This window comes from Mycobacterium sp. AZCC_0083 (assembly GCF_014202335.1).
Lineage (GTDB): Bacteria > Actinomycetota > Actinomycetes > Mycobacteriales > Mycobacteriaceae > Mycobacterium.
This window is the reverse complement of sequence record NZ_JACHGP010000002.1, coordinates 267215-285122: the sequence shown is the minus strand read 5'-3', so window position 1 is coordinate 285122 and position 17908 is coordinate 267215. Positions and strand designations below refer to the sequence as shown.

Sequence of the window (17908 nt, the reverse complement as noted above, 5' to 3'; positions counted from 1 at the left end):
ACTAGCGTGGCGGCCCTTGGCGATCGCTCAGCGGATCTTCTCGCCGTACACGCGCTCGACCGCCAACGTCATCAGCACCCTGCGGTCGGACACCATCACCGACCGGTACTCGTCCCAGTCCGGATGCTCCCCCGCCGCCGCCCGGTAGTAGTCGACGAGTGCCTCGACCTCGGGACCGTGCGGGTCGGTGCCGGGACCGGTGAGGGTGACCGACCCCTCGGCGGTCGCCCACGCCCAGCCGTCGGCACTCGTGACCTCGAGCGCGGCGCGGGGGTCGCGTCGAAGGTTGGCGGTCTTGGCCCGACCGTCGGTCATCGAGACCTGGACGACATCGGCCTGCCGGTCGTAGAACGGTGTCACCGGCGACAGCTGTGGGAGGCCATTCGCCTTGATGGTGGCGAGGACGCCGATTCGGGATTCGGACAGCAGGAGACGAGGATCGAAAGGCGCACTCATGTCTGGCGCAACACGAGGTCCCTGGTGCGCATTCCCGAGCGTCGCAGCCCGGATGGAACGATGGGTCCGGTGATCGAACTGCCCGCCGCAGTGCGTGCGATGGCGGCTCGTGGACCGGAGTGGGCGACGTGGGTCGATGGCCTGCCCAAGCTGGTCCGCAGCCAACTCGACGATTGGAACCTGACACCGGACGGCGACCCGACCCACGGCTACTGCTCGATCGTCTTGCCCGCGCGCACGGCGGACGGCACCCAGGTGATGCTCAAGGTCGCCTTCCCCGACGACGAGTCAGAGCACGAGCATCTAGCGCTTCGGCGCTGGGCCGGCGACGGTGCCGTCCGGCTGCTGAGCGCCGATCCGCACCGTCGCGCCATGCTCCTCGAGCGGTTGTCCTCGCGAAACCTCAACGAGCTCTGGGACATCGAGGCGTGCGAGATCGTCGCGTCGCTCTACCGGCGCATCCACGTCCCCGCGCTGCCTCAGCTGCGCACGCTCACCGGCTTCGTCGAGCAATGGACCGGCGAGCTCTCCGAACTACCACGCAGTGCCCCGGTCCCCCGCAGGCTGGTCGAGCAGGCGATCACGCTGGGCCGCGACTTCATCGCCGATCCGGCCAGCACCGGCACGCTCATCCACGCCGATCTGCATTACGGGAACGTGCTTGCGGCCGATCGCGAACCGTGGTTGGTGATCGACCCCAAGCCGGTCAACGGCGACCCGCACTACGAGATCGCCCCGATGCTCTGGAATCGCTGGGACGAGCTCGACGGCGACACCCGCGGCGGTGTCCGCCGCCGGTTCCATGCGTTGGTCGACGCGGCAAGCCTCGACGATGACCGCGCTCGGGCCTGGGTGGTCGTCCGGATGGTGCACAACGCCATGTGGGAGCTGACCGATGGCGGCGAGCCCGACCGGGACTGGCTCACCACGTGCGTGGCGATCGCCAAGGCCGTGCAGGACTGAGGTCGCCGGTCGGGTGCGGATTCACACCTCGCGTGGCAGCTGCGCGGCGATCAGCGGCGCGATCTTGTCCGCCATGTAGGCGTGCCCCGCGTCGGTGGGATGCACGCCGTCCGCGCCGATCAGATCAGGCCTGCCGACGAACCATCGCTCGGCTATCGGATCGATCCACGTTGCCCCGATCGCTCTGGCCTGGCCGTACAACACGTCACGAACCTGAAGAACGTCCGGGGGGACGTCCGCGGTCGGCCACGGCGGGCCGATGACGAGGAGCCGCGCCGACGGTGCGACCGCACGCGCGAAGAGGAAGCAGTCGAACGCCGAGCCGGCGAGCACCGCGGGATCGACGCCCTTGTCGTTGCGCGATCCGAAGAACAGCACCAGCGCGTCATCGGGGCGGACGACCGCGGGGGTCAAGTCGCGGAACACGCTTCCGCGATTGCCGCGGACGCCGTACCCCGCTCCGCCCTCGGCGGCGACGTCAGGGGTTATTCGAAAACCCTGCCGCGCGAGGGTTTGCCAGGAGCGGACGGTCCAAGCGTTGGGTCCTTGCCCACCCTGATCGCTGCCGGTGGTGTACGAGTCGCCGATCACGGCAACGCGGCTCAGCGGCGTATCCCGGCTCGCCAGCGCCACGGATGCCGTAGGTGCGCCGACGCCACCGACCAGAAGGGCGCACGCGACAACCAACATGGCCAGACGACCCATTGCTACCTCCACTGCCGACGGCCACCGTCAGCTTATTATCCGGATGGCCGAACGTGACCGCGACGCGGTGGTGACTCGCCGCACACAGGTGCGGCCCAACACCATTCACGAAGTGGCTCGCCCAATTAGCTCGCGCGACGATACGTCGATCGCCTGTGCGTTGCCTGTGTCGTGCTCCAGGTTGCTCCGGGCTACGGACGACCGTCGACGCGCTGCGCCATGGTTTTACGCGGCGGGCCTGTCCTGGCGCATGCTGGACGAATTCCAAAGCGGGTGCGTAATGTCCCACAGGAATTGGAACCTGCTCTTGCATCAAATCCCCACGATCTGAACCGCGTCCTGGTGTGCCTTGTCGACTCGCTTACATCATTATTCGCTGCGGCCTTTTCGGTAAGCGAGTCATCTATCGCATCCTCGGGTAGCTCGTGGTGGTTTGCTCAATCAATGGTTGCGATCGCGTCAACCTCGATCAGATAGCCCGGGGACATCGTCGCTATCCCGACGACTACGTTTGCTGGCTTGTGGTCTCCGAACAGCGCTGTCTGGGCCTCTTCGATGATCGGCACGTGTTCGTCGCGGTTGTAATCTACGACGTAGATCGTGATCTTGCAGACTTGCTCAGGCCGGGCACCGGCAGCAGCGAGCGCGCGGCCGAGATTGCCAAACTCCAGCCGCGCCTGAGCCGCAAAATCACCATGGCCAACGAGCTTGCCGTGAATGTCTTCGGGCTGCTGGCCCGAGACGAATACCAACTTGCTTCCCGTCGCGACGACGACCTGGGTATAGATTTCTGGAGTCGGCAGATCCTTGGGATTGATGCATTCGAGCGTCATCGATTTAGTGTCCTGCCAGTGATTGAATTCCAAAAGCTAATTATTCGGGCGGCCGAACGTGGCCGCGACGCGGTGATGACTCGCCGCACACGGGTGCGGCCCAACACCATTCAGGAATTGCCCAATCAGCTCGCGCGCGACGATACGTCGATCGCCTGCACGTTGCCAGTGTCGTGCTCCAGGTTGGCTCGGGATTCGAGCGAGGCTTCCCTGACGTCGACCATTCTGCGCATCCACCGTCGGGCCGGCTCCTCGACCACGTGGTACAGCACTGCCGCACCGAGCATCGCGAGCGCAATGAGGCCCGCGACCGTGAACTTGCCAGCGGTGCCGGTCAGCGCTAGCTCGAACTGTTGCGCCGCCCAGATCCAGGTGGTGTGCACCAACTCGTGCACCATGTACAGGCTGAACGAGATCTGCCCCAGATACACCGCGACCCGGGTGGACAGCAAGGCAGGAAGGGTGCCCGCGCCGATGGCCGTGCAGACCACCAGGGGCAGGAACAGAACGTCGACGAGCCCGCTGCCGTCACGCACCGTGGGCAGCGGATGGGCAGACAGCAGGTAGAGGGCACCGACGATGGCGCCGATCAGAAGCACCGACAGGTAGCCGGCGCCTGCGCGGGTTCGATCGCTCGGGCGCAATTTGCGTACCGCGGCACAGGCCAGCGCGCCCGCGATGAACTGCATCACGATGCGGGGAAGCCAACTCCACGGTGTGTAGAGCGCACCCGAGGCCAGCAACAACACCACCGGGGGCAACGACGCGGCGAAGGCCAGCCACAACAGGCTCCTGGCCCGCGTCGCCCGTGCGACGCGGAAGATCACCAGAATCAGCACGCCGAACATCAGGTAGGCCAGCCACTCCGCGCTGATCGACCAGGCAGGACCATCCCAGCTGGACCCGTCGAAGAAGGGCTGGAACCACAGCTGGACGAGGACGAGCTGGCGAATGTAGCTGGTCGCGTTCAGCGTGCCGACGTTCTCGGACGGGATGTGGCCGACGTTCAGCGTGAAGATGATCCAGAGCGCGGCGAGATGCAGGGTGACCAAGTACACCGGCCACACCCGGGCAAGCCGCAGCCACAGGAAGCGCAGGGTCGCGCGCGTGGACCACGACTTGCCCATCTTGTCGATGTAGTTCCAGGTCAGGACGAAGCCACTGAGAATGAAGAACAGATCTACGCCCTGGGCTCCGCAGTCGAGGATTGGGGCGAGGGCCGAGGCGAAATCGGGGGCCGCCTCCCACAGAAGCGGACGGAAGTGGAACAGCACGACCCACAGCGCAGCGACGATGCGCAGGCCTGTCAGGGCCCTGATCTCTCCGCTGCGCACAACACTCTCTTCGTATGGACTCTTGCGGTTTCGTTCGCGCCACTGCGTTCGCCGACCGGGCGTTCCGCTCAGCGGTCCGACATCCGGCAGCCATCGCAGGGTAGCAAGCTGATCGCGCCGACCGCGCGTTCGCAACGCTGTGTGGTTCCTGTCGGATCCGAGGATCGGGTTTTCGACGTGCGACGACGCGGTACCTAGTCGTCGCCCTTTTTCTTCTTGCCGTTGCCCCGCTTCTCCGGTTTCTGCGGGGGCTGCTCGTCAATCGACGTGGCCGTCGTCGAAGGGGCAGCACTGGATGTGGGAGTAGGCGTGGTGGTAGTGCTGGTGCTGACCGGTTGGGGCGCCCGCTGCGATGACGAATCCAGTGCCACCGCGAGTGCGGTGATGGTGAGAACGATCAATGCCGCGGCGGCCACCAGCATCGTTCGAGTCCGCCGGGAGAACCGATGGCGTGGTGAGATGGGCACGAAGTAGGAGGCCGACGGTGCAAGGTTGATGGCCGACGGTCCGAGCGGATCGGCGAGCACCTTGGTCGCCGGCCGGAATTCACCGGTCAGGGCCGCGCGCATATGCATGGCGTCGCGGAACCGCTGCCGGGGGTCACGTGCCATCGCCCCGTCCACCGCGGTCGCAAGGGACGCCTCGACGTCCGGTCGCGTCGCGGCCAACGGTGGCGGCGGGGTATCCATGATTGCGCGGGCCAGGGCTGCAGGGTTGTCTTGTGGAAACGCCCGGTGCCCGGTGAGAGCCTCGTAGCCCATCACGCCGACGGCATACAGATCGTCGTTGACCGACCCTGCTGCGCCCGCCACCCGTTCCGGGCTCAAGTAGGCCATCGTGCCGACGATCTGACCGGTAGCGGTCTGCGCGGTCCCCGCGGTCTTCGCGATGCCGAAATCGGCGACCTTCATCGTGTCGCCGGTCGCCGAGGCCAGGATGTTTGCGGGTTTGAGATCGCGGTGCAGCACTCCGGCCGCGTGGGCCGCTGTGAGTGCGCTCAACACGTCGTGGAGCACCGCACGCACCCGCGCGGCGTCTAGCGGGCCCCTCGCCATTTGATCGGCGAGGGTGTGGCCGGGAAGGCGCTCCATCACGATGAAGGGCCGTCCGTCATGCTCGCCGTAATCGTGGACCGCGACGATGTTGGGATGGCTGAGAGCGGCCGCTGAGCGGGCCTCGTGCTCGAAGCGCCGCCGTACGTCGGGCTGAGCGTTGAGTGCCGAGTAGAGCAGCTTGATCGCGACCGCACGATTCAGCCGGGTGTCCCAGCCGTCGCAGACCTCCGCCATCCCACCCCGACCGAGGATGCCACGAAGCTCGTAGCGGCCGGCAAGCAGTTCGCGGCCATTCATAGCCATACGGTAGCCCCGCTGCGATGTCGGCAAACGTCGCTGGACAAGGCGATGGATCTCCATGCAACCTCCACGCTTTCTCCATGTAAAGCGACGTCCTGGCGACCATGCTCGTCTCATGGCAAAGAACAGAATTCGCGGTCCGCTGGTGACCCTTGCCGCAGTCGCGGCACTGGGCGGCGGACTGTGGTGGATGAACGTCTCCCAAGAGACCGCAGAACCACCGGCCAAGTCCGTCGCGCAGTCGACCACGACGGCCGCGCCCGCGCCGCCGCCGCCCGCGCCGCCGCCGGTGGCCTTCCCGGCGAAGGCCAACTATGTCGGCAAGATCCCGACGGCGTCAGGCGTGATCACCCTGGAGATCACGGTCAACGGTCCGAAGGCCGTCGCCTACGCCTGCGACGGCAACACATTCGAGGTATGGCTGCGGGGCAGCGCGACCAACGGGGTCCTCTCGCTGGCGAGCAAGGACAAGAAGAGCCGCCTCGCAGGCCGTCCCCAGGGCAACACGGTCGTCGGGAACCTGTCGATCGATGAGAAGAACTGGGACTTCACCACCGCGCAGGTGGCGCCGCCGGCCGGTCTCTACGTCTACGAATTCGACGGCCCGCGGAGCAGCTGGATCGTGGATGCCAACGGCGGGGTCACCGGAGTCCAGCGCCGGGCCGACGGCTCGACGGCGCCGGCACCCGTCCTGTCCACCGACGGCACCGCCGTTCTGGATGGTCGGACGATAACCGCGACGCGGGTGGAAGATGGCGAAGATGTCAAGTGACACACGCACCAACTCGACCGGCGGCCTCGCCGCGCTGACCGCCGTCCTGATCGGCGCGGCGGTCGCCGTCGGCCTCGGGGTGTTCGGCAAGGTGCACGACCCGCAGTACTTCGCGATCAACGTGGCGGGATTCTCCAGCGGTCTGGCTGTCAAGACGTGGTTGGCGACGGTGGCGGTCACCCTGGCGCTGTTTCAGTTCGGGTCGGCCTTCGCGATGTACGGACTTCTCCGCCGCGGCCGCGTGCCGTCGTGGGTTAGCACCGCACACGTCTGGTCCGGTCGGTTGGCCGTTCTGGCCAGCGTCCCCGTGGCGGTGCATTGCCTGTATGCGCTCGGCTTCGAGTCCACGGACACGAGGGTGCTCTTCCACTCGCTGTTCGGGTGCTTCTTCTACGGCGTGTTCGTGACGAAGATGCTGCTGCTCACCCGGAAGGGGATCGCCCCGTGGGTGATTCCGATCGTGGGCGGCATGACCTTCTTCGGCGTGGTGTTCATTTGGCTGACGTCGGCGTTGTGGTTCTTCGAGACCAGTGGAGTCCATTTTTAGAGCCGATCATCAGGTAGGTGGTCCACAATCGCACTACAGCCCCAGCCCTGGTACGGCCCAGCCCCAAGAAAGAGCAGCCATGAATCTCGACGAGATCAAACAGCCCCGCCGAAACGTCATCGCCGGAGCGGGTCTCGGCCTTGCCGCGACCGCACTCGCCGCCTGCAGCACCTACGGCAAGAAACCGGAGGCCACGGCCGCCACCTCGGCGCCGGCCGAAACGTCGGGAGCGCCGGGAGCGCCGACACCCGCTGCGGTGTTGACGAAGACCGCCGACGTCCCGGTCGGCTCAGGTGTGATCGTGGACGGCACCGTGGTGACGCAGCCGACCGCCGGGGTGTTCAAGGGATTCTCCACCGTGTGTCCGCACAAGGGGTGCGACGTGTCGAAGATCGAGAACGGCACCATCGACTGCCCGTGCCACGGCAGCAAGTTCAGCCTCGAAGGCGCCGTCGTCCAGGGCCCGGCAAAGGAGCCGCTGCAAGCGAAAGCCGTTTCCGTGCAGGGCGATTCCATCGTCGCGGGCTAACCTTCCCAGCGACTGCGGCGCGGTTGCAGACGCCGAGCGACCGCAAACGCGCCGAAAACGCGTTGGTCGCGGGGGTGGCCGGGTGGGAGAATCGGCGGCGATGACGACACGCTGGCAGGACGCCGACGCACCGCGCGGTGACGACTACGACGCGCGCTGGCGCTCACTCGCAGCCACCGGGCAGAACGTGCACGGCGAGGCGGACCTCGTCGAAACCCTGCTCCGGGAATCGGGTGGCACGCGCGTCCTCGACGCCGGATGTGGCACCGGCCGGGTGACGATCGAGTTGGCGCAGCGCGGATTCTCCGTCGTCGGCGTGGACGTCGACCCCGACATGTTGTCGGCGGCCCGCACGAAGCGGCCCGAACTCACTTGGGTGGAAGCCGATCTCACCGACCTCGCGAAGACCGTCGACGCGGAGTTCGACGTGGCCTTGCTGGCAGGCAATGTGCTGATCTTCGTTCGACCGGGAACCGAGGGTGACGTGATGGGTGCCGTCGGCGAGCGGGTGGCACCGGGCGGACTCCTGGTGTCCGGGTTCTCGATCCGCCCGAATCGCTTGTCGCTCAGCCACTATGATGAGCTCGCCGAGCGAGCCGGCCTGCAGCCCGTGGCCCGCTGGGCCACGTGGAGCCGCGATCCGTTCACCGGAGGCGACTACGCCGTTTCGGTCCATCGGACGCCGGGACCATGACCCTCCCGACGACCCTCCCGACGCCCGATCCGACACTTCCCCACCTCAGCGACGTGGTGCCCGCGGTGCTCACCGCGATGGGGGCGGCAGGATTCGAGAGCCGAATCAGCCTGCCCGCCAACATCGCCGGCGCCTGTGTTCTCTTGATCGACGGCTTGGGTGCGGAATTACTCGACGCGCACACCGAGGACGCGCCCGTGCTGGCCGGGCTGCGCGGTCAGACGTTGAGCGTCGGGTTCCCGTCCACCACCGCAGCGGGACTGGCCGCCGTCGGCACCGGCCACCGATCCGGCGAGCACGGCATGGTCGGGTACACATTCCGACTTCCCGGTCCCGGAGTCATCAACGCCCTGAGCTGGCGCCCGCACCCATGGGGCGACGACCTTCGCGACACCGTCGAGCCCGAACGGGTGCAGCCCATGCCCACGACGTTCGAGCGGGCTGCGTCGTCGGGGGTCGCGGTGAGCGTGGTCTCCGGCGCGAAGTTCACCGACTCCGGGCTGACCCGCGCCGTGCTGCGCGGCGGTCGTTACGTCGGGGTGCACGCGATCGGTGATCTGGCCGCGTGTGTGCGCACGGCCGTCGCCGACGGCGGGTTCTGCTACGGCTACCACGCGGACCTCGACCTGGTCGGACACCTGTACGGTCCGGGTTCGGAGGCATGGCGCATGCAGTTGCGGCAGGTCGACCGGCTGGTCCAGTCGGTGGTCGAGGGGCTGCCACCCGGCGGCCTGCTCGCGGTGGTGGCCGACCACGGCATGGTGACGACGGGACCGTCGGACGCGGTCGACATCGACGCCGACCCGCTGCTGCTGGAAGGCGTGCAGGCGATCGGCGGGGAGGCCCGGGCACGCCACGTCTACGTCGAGGACGGGGCCGACCACGACGTGCTCGCCGCGTGGCGCGCGACGCTGGCAGACCGGGCCTGGGTGGTGTCCCGCGACGAGGCGATCGCGGCCGGATGGTTCGGTCCGCGGGTCAGCGACGACGTTCGGCCCCGCATCGGCGACGTGGTCGCCGCCGCCCGCGGGTCGGCCTCGATGGTGCGCAGGACGGTGGAGCCGCTGGAGTCGTCACTCATCGGGCACCACGGGTCGCTCACCACCGCCGAACAGCGCGTGCCGCTGCTGCTCGCGTACGGCTGAGACAGCGCTCGATTAGCCTCACGTCCGTGATCGTGCTTCTGCCACCGTCGGAGACCAAGCGCGCCGGAGGCGACGGATCGCCGCTGCGCCTCGATGCGCTGGGTTCCCCCGAACTCGGACCGCTGCGCGCGGAGCTCGTCGACGAATTGGTCGCGCTGTCCGCCGACCGCCCGGCCAGTAGGAAGGCGCTCGGCATCTCTGCGTCGCTGGACGGCGAGATCGACCGCAACGCCGCGATTCGCAGCGCACCGACGATGCCCGCGATCCATCGCTACACCGGCGTGCTGTACGACGCGCTCGACGTCGAATCCCTGCGTGGCGCAACGGCTTCCCGCGCACGCGCACGGCTGGCCGTCGGGTCGGCTCTGTTCGGGTTGCTGCGCGCGGACGACGAAGTGCCCGCCTACCGGTTCTCTGCGACCTCCAAGCTGCCTGGTCGGCCGACGCTGGCCGCTCGTTGGCGGCCGGTGCTCGAACCGGTGCTGGCCGGGTTGGCCGACGAGGAGATGATCGTCGATCTGCGTTCCGGTTCGTACGCCGCGCTGGGACGGGTGCCCGGCGCCGTGGACGTCGACGTCGTATCCGAGCACCCCGACGGACACCGGACGGTGGTCAGTCACTTCAACAAGGCCCACAAGGGCAAGCTGGCGCGGGCGCTGGTCAGTTCGCGGTCAGAACCCACCGACGCCGCAGGGGTGGCGGCCATCGCGCGCCGGGCCGGGCTGCGGGTGGAACGCCACGGCAACGAGCTGACAGTTGTCCTGTCTGCCTAGAGTTCGGGTCGCGAACGCGCGCAAACTGCTGGCAATTTACGGCGTGTCGCCCCGCAGACACGCGCGCTCGCGGGGATCAAACGAGGAACGGCGCGGTCAACACGTCACCACGGTTGAGCTGATCGCGCTTCAAGGACTTGAACAACACTCCGATGTTGTCGCCGGGGCCCGCCTCCGTCAGCGTCTTGCGAAACGACTCGATGCCGTCGACCGAGACCGCCATGGTGTCGTTCACCCGCACCTCGTCACCGACCCGTAGCTGCCCTGATTCCACGCGACCCGTCACGACCGTGCCCCGGCCGCGGATGGTGAACACGTCCTCGATCGTCATGCGGAACATCACAACGTGCCGAACAGCTCGATCGAGTTGCCATCGGGATCGGCGATGAACATCCAGCCCATTCCGGGAACGGGAGCGAACTCGGTGGGCCGCTCGACGATCTCGTAACCCGCGGCCTCGATCTTCGCGGCCGCGTCCCGCAGGTTCTTGATCCCGATCGTGAAGTACCGCAGCCCGGCCTGCGCCCGGCCGCCGCCGGGAGCGGCAGGCTGAGCAGGCGGCGTGTCGTACGTGACGAGTTTGACCACGCTGCCACCAAGTACGTACCGCCGCTGCGAGCCATCGGCGAACGCGATCTCACCCTGCGGCTCGAGCCCGAGGAAGCCCTCGTAGAACTCGACCATCGCCTCCAGGTTCGTGGTCACCAGCCCGATCTCGACGGCGGGGCTCAACAGATCCAGGTTCATCGTCACCTCAGGGTCGGGGTTGGGTTGCGGCGGCCGCAGCCTCGGACACTGGGTGCTGCGAGGCTGGTCACAATATTCTTTACCTCACTGCACGGCGCTGAGACGGGAGATCCGACCTTGTCGACATTCTGGCGTTACCTCCGCGTGCAGGCCTTCGTCTTGCTCTGCGGCATCGTCGGGCCGATCTTCCTCGTCGTTTACTTTGCCGCCCAACCTGATCCGACGCTGAAGTGGATGTACTGGATCGGTCTGTTCATCACGGCCATCGACGTGTTGATCGCGCTGGCGCTGACCAACGCGGCCAACCGTCCCCCTGCAAAGCGCAAGCCGTCCGATTAGGCCGTCGGCGGGCCGGGGTTTCGCCACTGCCTGCCCGTCTGACACACTATTGAGCGAGGGGAGTATTCCTTCGTCGCGGAGTCGTCATCACGTTGTCCATGATTGGGCAGCCGGTTCCGTGGGCCGCATCCTGCGGCGGCAGAGACCTCGGCCGTATCTCTACGTCCGGAGGCTCTTTACATGCAGGTAACCCAGATCGAATGGATCATCACCCTCGGGGTGACGATTGCCGTTCTGCTGTTCGACGTCGTCGTGATCGGGCGTCGACCACACGAACCATCCAAGCGCGAGCTCATAACCGCGCTATCGATCTACATCGGCCTCGCGGTCGCGTTCGGGATCTGGGTGTACCTCTTCCACGGCCCGCAATTCGGGGTGGAGTTCTTCGCAGGCTGGCTCACCGAATACAGCCTGTCCGTCGACAACCTGTTCATCTTCCTGATCATCATGGGCAGCTTCAGCGTGCCCAAGAAGTTCCAACAACAGGCGCTGCTGGTCGGCATCATCCTTGCGCTGATCTTCCGCGGCATCTTCATCGCGCTCGGCGCCGTGGCGATCGACCAGTTCTCCTGGGTCTTCTACATCTTCGGCGCGTTCCTGGTCTACACCGCGATCACACTGGCCCGCGACACCGAACACGACGACGACGCCGACAACTTCGTCGTCAAGTTCGCCCGCAATCACTTGAGCCTCACCGACAAGTGGGACGGCCTCAAGCTGTGGATCAAGGCCGACGGCAAGCGCCTGATGACGCCGATGTTCCTCGTCATCGTCGCGCTCGGCACCACCGACCTGCTCTTCGCGCTGGATTCCATCCCCGCGATCTACGGCCTGACCCAGGAGCCCTACCTGGTGTTCACCGCGAACGTGTTCGCGTTGATGGGCCTGCGGCAGCTGTACTTCCTGCTTGGCGACATGCTCAAGCGTCTGGTCTACCTCTCGCAGGGGCTGGCCTTCATCCTGTTGTTCATCGGCGTGAAGCTGGTGCTGCACGCGCTGCACGAGAACGAGGTGCCGTTCATCAACGGTGGCGAGCCCGTGCACGTGCCCGAGATTCCCACCCTGCTCAGCCTTGGGGTCATCATCGTGACGCTGCTCATCACCACCGTGGCCAGCCTGTACAAGACTCGGGTGCACGACAAGAAGGGTGCCCCGGACGCTCTTGAATCGGACACTGTCGCCGTGCCGCCGGAAGAGCGGTCCGAATCGAACTGACGGCCGAGCGCCCTCGGAATGAAGCCCGCGACTCAATGTGTTGAACGTGCACGTCATCCATTGATGGAGGTGCGCGTCATGGTCGCTTCGTTGGGCTACCACTCAGGTGAACTCGCCGTGCAGCGCCTGGCCGGTGTCACCGGCCAGGCGGCGCGGTTGGCAGGGATGGTCGGGGCGGGTCAACTGAGCGGCGGGCTGGCGCAGTTCCTGGCCGGTCGCACGTTCGCCGCGTTGAGCGCCCGCGACCGCGACGGCATCCCGTGGGTATCCCCATTGATCGGCGACCCGAGATTCCTCGAGGCGGTCGGACCGACGACGCTGCGCGTCCACCACTGGTTCCCGCGGGCTGACCCACTGCATGACGTGGCGCCGGGTCAACCGGTCGGACTGGTCGTGATGGAGTTCGCGAAGCGCCGACGGGCCCGGATCAACGGCACCCTTCTTGCGCGGGACGGTGATGTGCTGACCGTCGAGGTAGAACAGGCGTACGGCAACTGCCCGGAATACATCCAGAGTCGACAGACGGTGCCCACCACATCGCTCGACGACAGTCCGGCGCGGGTGGGCACGACGCTGGACGGAGCCGACATCGCGTTGATCCGCAGCGCGGACACCTTCTTTCTCGGCACCATGCATCCGACCCACGGCAGTGACGCCTCGCACCGCGGTGGGACTCCCGGATTCGTCCGCGTCGAGGACGACGGCACGTTGTGGTGGCCGGACTATCCGGGCAACAACATGTTCAACAGCCTCGGTAATCTCGCCGAGAACGCCGAGGCGGCACTACTTTTCGTCGACTTCATCACTGGCACCGCGCTGCATCTAACCGGGCGGGCGGTGGTTGCGTGGACAGACCACTCGATTCCCGGCGACGACGGGGGAACCGGCCGCCGGGTCCGGTTCACGCCGAACCGAATCGTCGCGCGGGCGGTGCCGGTGCATTCAACCGACGTCGAGGCCTATCGTGACAACCCGCCCCTCACTACGCCGGAGACGTGATTCATGAACCAACCTCGTCCGCCGTTCCCCCCGTTCGACATGGACAGCGCGATCATCAAGTGTCAGGCGGCTGAGGACGCCTGGAACACCAGGGATCCGCACCGGGTCAGCCTTGCGTATACCGAGGACTCGGTCTGGCGCAATCGCGACCAGTTCATCGCGGGGCGCGCTGAGATCGTCGAGTTCCTCACCGCGAAGTGGAAGCGAGAGCTCGACTACGTTCTGCGCAAGAGCCTGTGGGGATTTCGCGAGAACCGCATGGCGGTGCGGTTTCAGTACGAGTGGCACGACGCTGCCGGCCAGTGGTATCGCAGCTACGGCAACGAGTTGTGGGAGTTCGACGAGAACGGCCTGATGCGCCGTCGTGAGGCGAGCATCAACGACACGTTCATCACCGAGGCCGACCGGCGCTACTTCGGCCCGAGGCCGGACGACGAGCGCGGCCAGGGACACGACATCCAGCTGCAGTGACCGCAGGCAGGCGGGCCCGAGTTGCCTGAGTCCCCGACAGCCCGGAAGATCCGTGTCGATGGATCAGAACTCAGCGGTCGAACTCTCGAGGCTCGATGCGATCGGACAGGGCGCGCTCGCCGCGAGCGGTGACGTCACGGCCGTGGAACTCCTCGACGCGGCGATCGTCCGCCTCGAGGCCGGGCGCGCACTCAACGCCGTCATCACCGACCTGTTCGACCGCGGTCGGGCGCAGGCCACCGCCCTCGACGAGTCCGGGGCTCTGCGCGGCGGTGGCGCAGGACCGCTGGCGGGGGTGCCGTTCCTGCTCAAGGATCTCGGTGCGTCGCTCGCGGGGACGCCGGAGGCGATGGGATCACGCGCATTGCGTACCCATGTGGCGTCCGAAACGGCCTGGATCGTCGATCGGTATCTGAGCGCGGGGCTCGTGGTGTTCGGCAAGACCAACACCCCTGAGTGGGGTAATCACTGCACGACCGAACCCTCGCTGTTCGGGCCGACGGTGAACCCGTGGTCACCGGTGATCACGCCAGGTGGCTCGAGCGGCGGTTCGGCAGCGGCGGTGGCGGCAGGCGTCGTACCCGCCGCGTCGGGCGGCGACGGCACCGGTTCGATCCGCGTGCCCGCATCGTGCTGTGGGCTGGTCGGTCTCAAGCCACGGCGCGGTCGCTCCTCCTTCGCGCCCGGCGCGGGTCAAGGGATGGAAGGACTCGTCAACGGGCACGCCCTGACGCGCACCGTTCGCGACAGTGCCGCGCTCCTCGACGCCGTCACCGGATCCGCACAAGGTGACCCCTACACGGCGCCGCTCCCCCAACGCCCGTACCTAGACGCCATCACCGAAGCGCCTGTGGCGCAGCGCATTCTGATGGCGACCGGTTCGCCGTTCCCGGGCACGCCCACTGACGGCGAGGTCAGCGCCGCCGTCGAAGCCGTCTCGGGGGTACTGGCCGGACTCGGGCATCACGTCGACGCAGGCGCACCGAACATCGATCCCGATGAGGTTGCCGATGCGATCGCCGTCCTGCACACCGTCAGCAACGCCGAACTACACGCCTTCGCCACCGAGCACCTCGGCCGCGAGCCCCGCGAGGACGAGTTCGAGCCGAGCACCTGGGTGATGATCCGCGAGGGCTTCAAGACCACCGGCCTTGCGTATGCCGCAGCGATCGGTGCGGCGCACGCCCAGACCCGGCGGTTCGCCGCGGGGATGGCGGGCCACGACGTGCTCCTGGTGCCGACCCTGCTCACACCGCCACCGCCCTACGCGCTGCTGGATCAGCCGCGCGGCACCACCCGCAAGTTCTTCGACGTGGAATTCGCCACGACCGGCTGGACCACGCTCGCGAATGTCACCGGCTGGGCAGCGATCTCGTTGCCGTTGGGCGTCAGTTCGACGGGGCTGCCGATCGGGGTTCAGTTGATGGCGCCCGACGAGACGATCCTGCTGCAACTCGCCCGTCAGCTCGAGGTGGCCACACCGTGGATCGACAGGGTGCCGCCGCACTGGGTCGGCACCTAGGCGCCGAGTAGATCGAGGAACAGCGTCGCGGTGAGCAGGTCGCCGCCGCCGCCCATCGACAGCCCCAGTGCTTCGGCTTCCTCGCACAGCGACTCCAGTCTGTGCCTGCCCTCGGCGGTGCCGCACCCGCCTGCCCGCAGGATGTCCCTGGCACGACGGTGCACCAGACGCTGAGCGGCCGGCCCGCCGCGCCTGGCGACGCACGTGTCGTCCAGTTTGGCCATGATCGCGATCAGTGCGTTGAGTGCTGAGGTGTCGGGTGTGTCGTAGCGGCGCCTACTCGCCCTCAATGCGGGCAACCCGATCCGGATGACGTGCGGGAAGCCGCCTCTCGCCTCGCCGACCGGCCCCCGCACATCGTGCTGCGGCCGGGGCGGAGACAACGGGTCGGGGATGCGGGCCACCAGTGCCGCGAAACTCGCGGCGGAATCGGCGCCTGCGGTGACGGCGGCGCCTGCGGACAGCAGGCCCAGCGTCCAGAGCGCGCCGCGGTGGGTGTTGACGCCGCCGGTGATCTCACGCACTCGGCGTTCGCCTTCCCGCCCGATCTCGCCGAGCTTGGCGCGGAGTTCGGGTCCGAGCGGTAGCGACCGCGCGGCTTCGGCGCACTGCCACAACGGTTCTCGCAAGGCTTCGGCGGACGCGACGAGCAGCGCCACGCTGGTGCCCCTGCCGTCCATCCGGCCGGGATTGGGGGTGAGCCGGGCGTGGATGCCAAGCGCGCAGACGGCCGCATCGGCGATGTGCGTCGCCGCGCTCGGTCGCCGGAATGCGTTCGGCGGAGCGGTGGTCATGGACCTAGACGTTGCCTTCCGGGCCGCCCCGTGTCATTGCCGCTGGCGAGACCTCGCACTACCGGCTACCCGGTAGACGGTCTATTCGGGGTGGACCGGAATTCGCGCGACGACCAAGGTCCCGCCACTGGCAGGGCTGGTGACGTCGAGGGAGCCCGATACCGCCTCGACCCTGTCCTTGAGACCGATCAGGCCCGTACCCCCACCTGGGGCGGCGCCGCCGATTCCGTCGTCGGCGACCTCCAGCTTGAGGTCATCGCCGTCGAATCCGGCCCGAACGGTGACCTCGGATGCCTCGGCATGTTTGGCGGTGTTGGTCAGCGCCTCGGCGATCACGTAATAGGCGGCCGCTTCCGTGGATTCGGGTAGCCGCCGGTCGACGTCGACGTCCAATCGCACAGGAACCACCGAACGCCGGGCGAGGGTCTTGATCGCCGGTCCCAGCCCGCCCTTGGACAGGATCGCCGGGTGGATGCCGCGGGACAGTTCCTGCAGCTCGGTATACAGATCGGCCATGCCGTTGACCAGGTTGTCGAGTTGTCGCCGGACGGTGTGCTGCTCCTCGGGGACCGACGCCTCGAGTGCCCGCAAACCAAGGCCGAGCGACACGATGCGTTGCTGCGCGCCGTCGTGCAGGTTGCGTTCGATCTCCCGGCGGGCCTGATCGGCCGCGGCGACGACGCGGGCCCTTGACGCCTTCAATTCGGCGCGGGTTTCGGCGTTGGCGATCGCAGTGCCCACCAGATCGGCGAAATCGCATATCCGCGCTTCGGTTCCGTCCGGTATCGGCTCGGTGCGCACCGAGCCGATGATCAGTGCGCCTCTGGTGGTCGTCCCGACGGTGACGGGCGCCCCGACTCCCGAGCGCAACCCGAGCGCTCGAATGCGCGATGCGATGGTCCCCTCGACGGCCGCGTGGTCGTCGATCCGTGCGGCAACCCCGGTTCGGCGAATCCGGATCGCAACGCTGTCGCCGTCGAGTGGAAGTCGTTCTCCCGCTTGGAATTTCTTTCGTTCCGGGGAATCGTGGGCGGCCAGCACGGTGCAGTGTTCATCCGACTCGAACTCGAGCAAGGTGACGTGATCGACGTCGAGACCGCGTGCCAGTTCGGTGACCGCGACAGGATAGACGTCGGTCGGGTCGGCTCCCCGCGCGACGAGCGTTGCCACCCGGCGCAGCGCGGCCTGTTGTGTGGCCAGCGCGTCGGCCTCGCGGCGGCGCTGCTCGGATTCGGCGGCGCGCAATCGGGCCTGACCGGCCAGCACGTTGGCCAGCAACGCCAAGGGCAGGAACACGGACAGCGCAGGCGCCAGGCTGTCGCCACCCTCGAGGTGGAAGTACAGGTAGACCAGCGCGCTGACCACCGACGTCGAAATCGCCAGCCCGAAGCTCCAGCCTGCGGAGACGACCAGCACACCGAGCAGGAAGATGGCACCGAATGCGTTCTCGGGCGCGATCTTCTTGAGCAGCAACACCAGGACGGTCTCGCCAGCGATGAAGGCCACCGCGACGACGATGCCCCAGCCCAGCGGCCGGGCGGTCGGCCGCAACACCAGCGCCAGAAGCCGGCTCCGCAGCGGCAGCAGCCCCTGGTCGGCGACGGTTCGGGGGGACTCACTCATCGCACCGGATGGTAGTGGGTCCGCGGTCGCCTGGTTTCCTGCTAGCGGTAATGCCAGCGTGCGGTCGGTCTGCCAAACTCGTTCAATGTGGT

General features: G+C 67.3%; 20 protein-coding genes and 1 pseudogene. 12 read left to right on the top strand and 9 right to left on the bottom strand.

From position 1 onward, the window contains the following. Window positions 1-27: 27 nt before the first annotated feature. Window positions 28-456, bottom strand: coding sequence for a PPOX class F420-dependent oxidoreductase (locus HNP02_RS04990; RefSeq protein ID WP_184435696.1), 429 nt, complete (start codon window positions 454-456; stop codon window positions 28-30). 69 nt (window positions 457-525) lie between these two features. Here HNP02_RS04990 and HNP02_RS04985 point away from each other — a divergent pair, with 69 nt between their 5' ends. After that, window positions 526-1419: an aminoglycoside phosphotransferase family protein gene (locus tag HNP02_RS04985; protein ID WP_375373644.1), complete on the top strand. Its 894-nt coding sequence runs from the start codon at window positions 526-528 to the stop codon at window positions 1417-1419. 21 nt (window positions 1420-1440) lie between these two features. Here the strand turns inward: HNP02_RS04985 and HNP02_RS04980 are convergent, their stop codons facing one another. From HNP02_RS04980 to HNP02_RS04965, 4 genes are all read right to left on the bottom strand, one after another. Next, window positions 1441-2124: an Rv0518 family GDSL lipase gene (locus HNP02_RS04980; RefSeq protein ID WP_184435694.1), complete on the bottom strand. Its 684-nt coding sequence runs from the start codon at window positions 2122-2124 to the stop codon at window positions 1441-1443. Between the two features lie 437 nt (window positions 2125-2561). Beyond that, window positions 2562-2957 (bottom strand): RidA family protein, encoded by a 396-nt coding sequence (locus HNP02_RS04975; RefSeq protein ID WP_184435692.1) that lies wholly within the window; start codon window positions 2955-2957, stop codon window positions 2562-2564. Window positions 2958-3082: 125 nt separating this feature from the next. Beyond that, a complete protein-coding gene (locus HNP02_RS04970) occupies window positions 3083-4291 on the bottom strand; it encodes an acyltransferase (RefSeq protein ID WP_184435690.1) in 1209 nt (402 codons plus the stop codon). Window positions 4292-4485: 194 nt separating this feature from the next. Beyond that, a complete protein-coding gene (locus HNP02_RS04965; RefSeq protein WP_184435688.1) occupies window positions 4486-5643 on the bottom strand; it encodes a serine/threonine-protein kinase in 1158 nt (385 codons plus the stop codon). A gap of 118 nt (window positions 5644-5761) precedes the next feature. Between HNP02_RS04965 and HNP02_RS04960 the strand changes: the two genes are divergently transcribed. The 6 genes from HNP02_RS04960 (at window position 5762) to yaaA (ending at window position 10106) form a co-directional block, all read left to right on the top strand. Next, window positions 5762-6418 (top strand): hypothetical protein, encoded by a 657-nt coding sequence (locus HNP02_RS04960; protein WP_184435686.1) that lies wholly within the window; start codon window positions 5762-5764, stop codon window positions 6416-6418. Next, complete coding sequence (locus HNP02_RS04955) at window positions 6408-6965, top strand: DUF6529 family protein (RefSeq protein WP_184435684.1); 558 nt, start codon at window positions 6408-6410, stop codon at window positions 6963-6965. The genes HNP02_RS04960 and HNP02_RS04955 overlap by 11 nt, the downstream gene beginning before the upstream one ends. A gap of 79 nt (window positions 6966-7044) precedes the next feature. Then, window positions 7045-7494, top strand: coding sequence for a ubiquinol-cytochrome c reductase iron-sulfur subunit (locus HNP02_RS04950; protein ID WP_184435682.1), 450 nt, complete (start codon window positions 7045-7047; stop codon window positions 7492-7494). 100 nt (window positions 7495-7594) lie between these two features. Further along, window positions 7595-8188 (top strand): class I SAM-dependent methyltransferase, encoded by a 594-nt coding sequence (locus HNP02_RS04945; RefSeq protein WP_184435680.1) that lies wholly within the window; start codon window positions 7595-7597, stop codon window positions 8186-8188. Further along, entirely contained in the window at window positions 8185-9333 is a 1149-nt protein-coding gene (locus HNP02_RS04940; RefSeq protein WP_184435678.1) for an alkaline phosphatase family protein, read from the top strand. Before HNP02_RS04945 ends, HNP02_RS04940 begins: the two co-directional genes overlap by 4 nt. Window positions 9334-9359: 26 nt before the next feature. Beyond that, window positions 9360-10106: a peroxide stress protein YaaA gene (gene yaaA / locus HNP02_RS04935; protein WP_184435676.1), complete on the top strand. Its 747-nt coding sequence runs from the start codon at window positions 9360-9362 to the stop codon at window positions 10104-10106. A 76-nt stretch (window positions 10107-10182) separates the two neighbouring features. On the opposite strand, the gene HNP02_RS04930 is transcribed toward yaaA, so the two are convergent. Beyond that, window positions 10183-10446, bottom strand: coding sequence for an EF-Tu/IF-2/RF-3 family GTPase (locus HNP02_RS04930; RefSeq protein WP_184435675.1), 264 nt, complete (start codon window positions 10444-10446; stop codon window positions 10183-10185). Beyond that, window positions 10446-10859, bottom strand: a complete 414-nt coding sequence (locus tag HNP02_RS04925) for a VOC family protein (RefSeq protein ID WP_184435672.1) — start codon at window positions 10857-10859, stop codon at window positions 10446-10448. The genes HNP02_RS04930 and HNP02_RS04925 overlap by 1 nt, the downstream gene beginning before the upstream one ends. Window positions 10860-10970: 111 nt before the next feature. On the opposite strand from HNP02_RS04925, the pseudogene HNP02_RS04920 reads away from it, so the two are divergent. From HNP02_RS04920 to HNP02_RS04900, 5 genes and pseudogenes are all read left to right on the top strand, one after another. Beyond that, a pseudogene (locus HNP02_RS04920) lies at window positions 10971-11174 on the top strand (SHOCT domain-containing protein); the annotation flags it as partial. Between the two features lie 198 nt (window positions 11175-11372). Continuing rightward, a complete protein-coding gene (locus HNP02_RS04915; protein WP_184435670.1) occupies window positions 11373-12407 on the top strand; it encodes a TerC family protein in 1035 nt (344 codons plus the stop codon). Window positions 12408-12485: 78 nt separating this feature from the next. Next, window positions 12486-13406 (top strand): pyridoxamine 5'-phosphate oxidase family protein, encoded by a 921-nt coding sequence (locus tag HNP02_RS04910; RefSeq protein ID WP_184435668.1) that lies wholly within the window; start codon window positions 12486-12488, stop codon window positions 13404-13406. Window positions 13407-13409: 3 nt separating this feature from the next. Continuing rightward, entirely contained in the window at window positions 13410-13877 is a 468-nt protein-coding gene (locus HNP02_RS04905; protein WP_184435666.1) for a nuclear transport factor 2 family protein, read from the top strand. A 58-nt stretch (window positions 13878-13935) separates the two neighbouring features. Continuing rightward, window positions 13936-15399, top strand: coding sequence for an amidase (locus HNP02_RS04900; RefSeq protein WP_184435664.1), 1464 nt, complete (start codon window positions 13936-13938; stop codon window positions 15397-15399). Here HNP02_RS04900 and HNP02_RS04895 read toward each other — a convergent pair. Then, complete coding sequence (locus HNP02_RS04895) at window positions 15396-16193, bottom strand: triphosphoribosyl-dephospho-CoA synthase (RefSeq protein WP_184435662.1); 798 nt, start codon at window positions 16191-16193, stop codon at window positions 15396-15398. The two genes, HNP02_RS04900 and HNP02_RS04895, sit on opposite strands and share 4 nt — an antisense overlap. An 81-nt stretch (window positions 16194-16274) precedes the next feature. Next, on the bottom strand, window positions 16275-17816 hold the full coding sequence (locus tag HNP02_RS04890) for an ATP-binding protein (RefSeq protein WP_184435660.1): 1542 nt from the start codon (window positions 17814-17816) through the stop codon (window positions 16275-16277). Window positions 17817-17908: the final 92 nt, after the last annotated feature.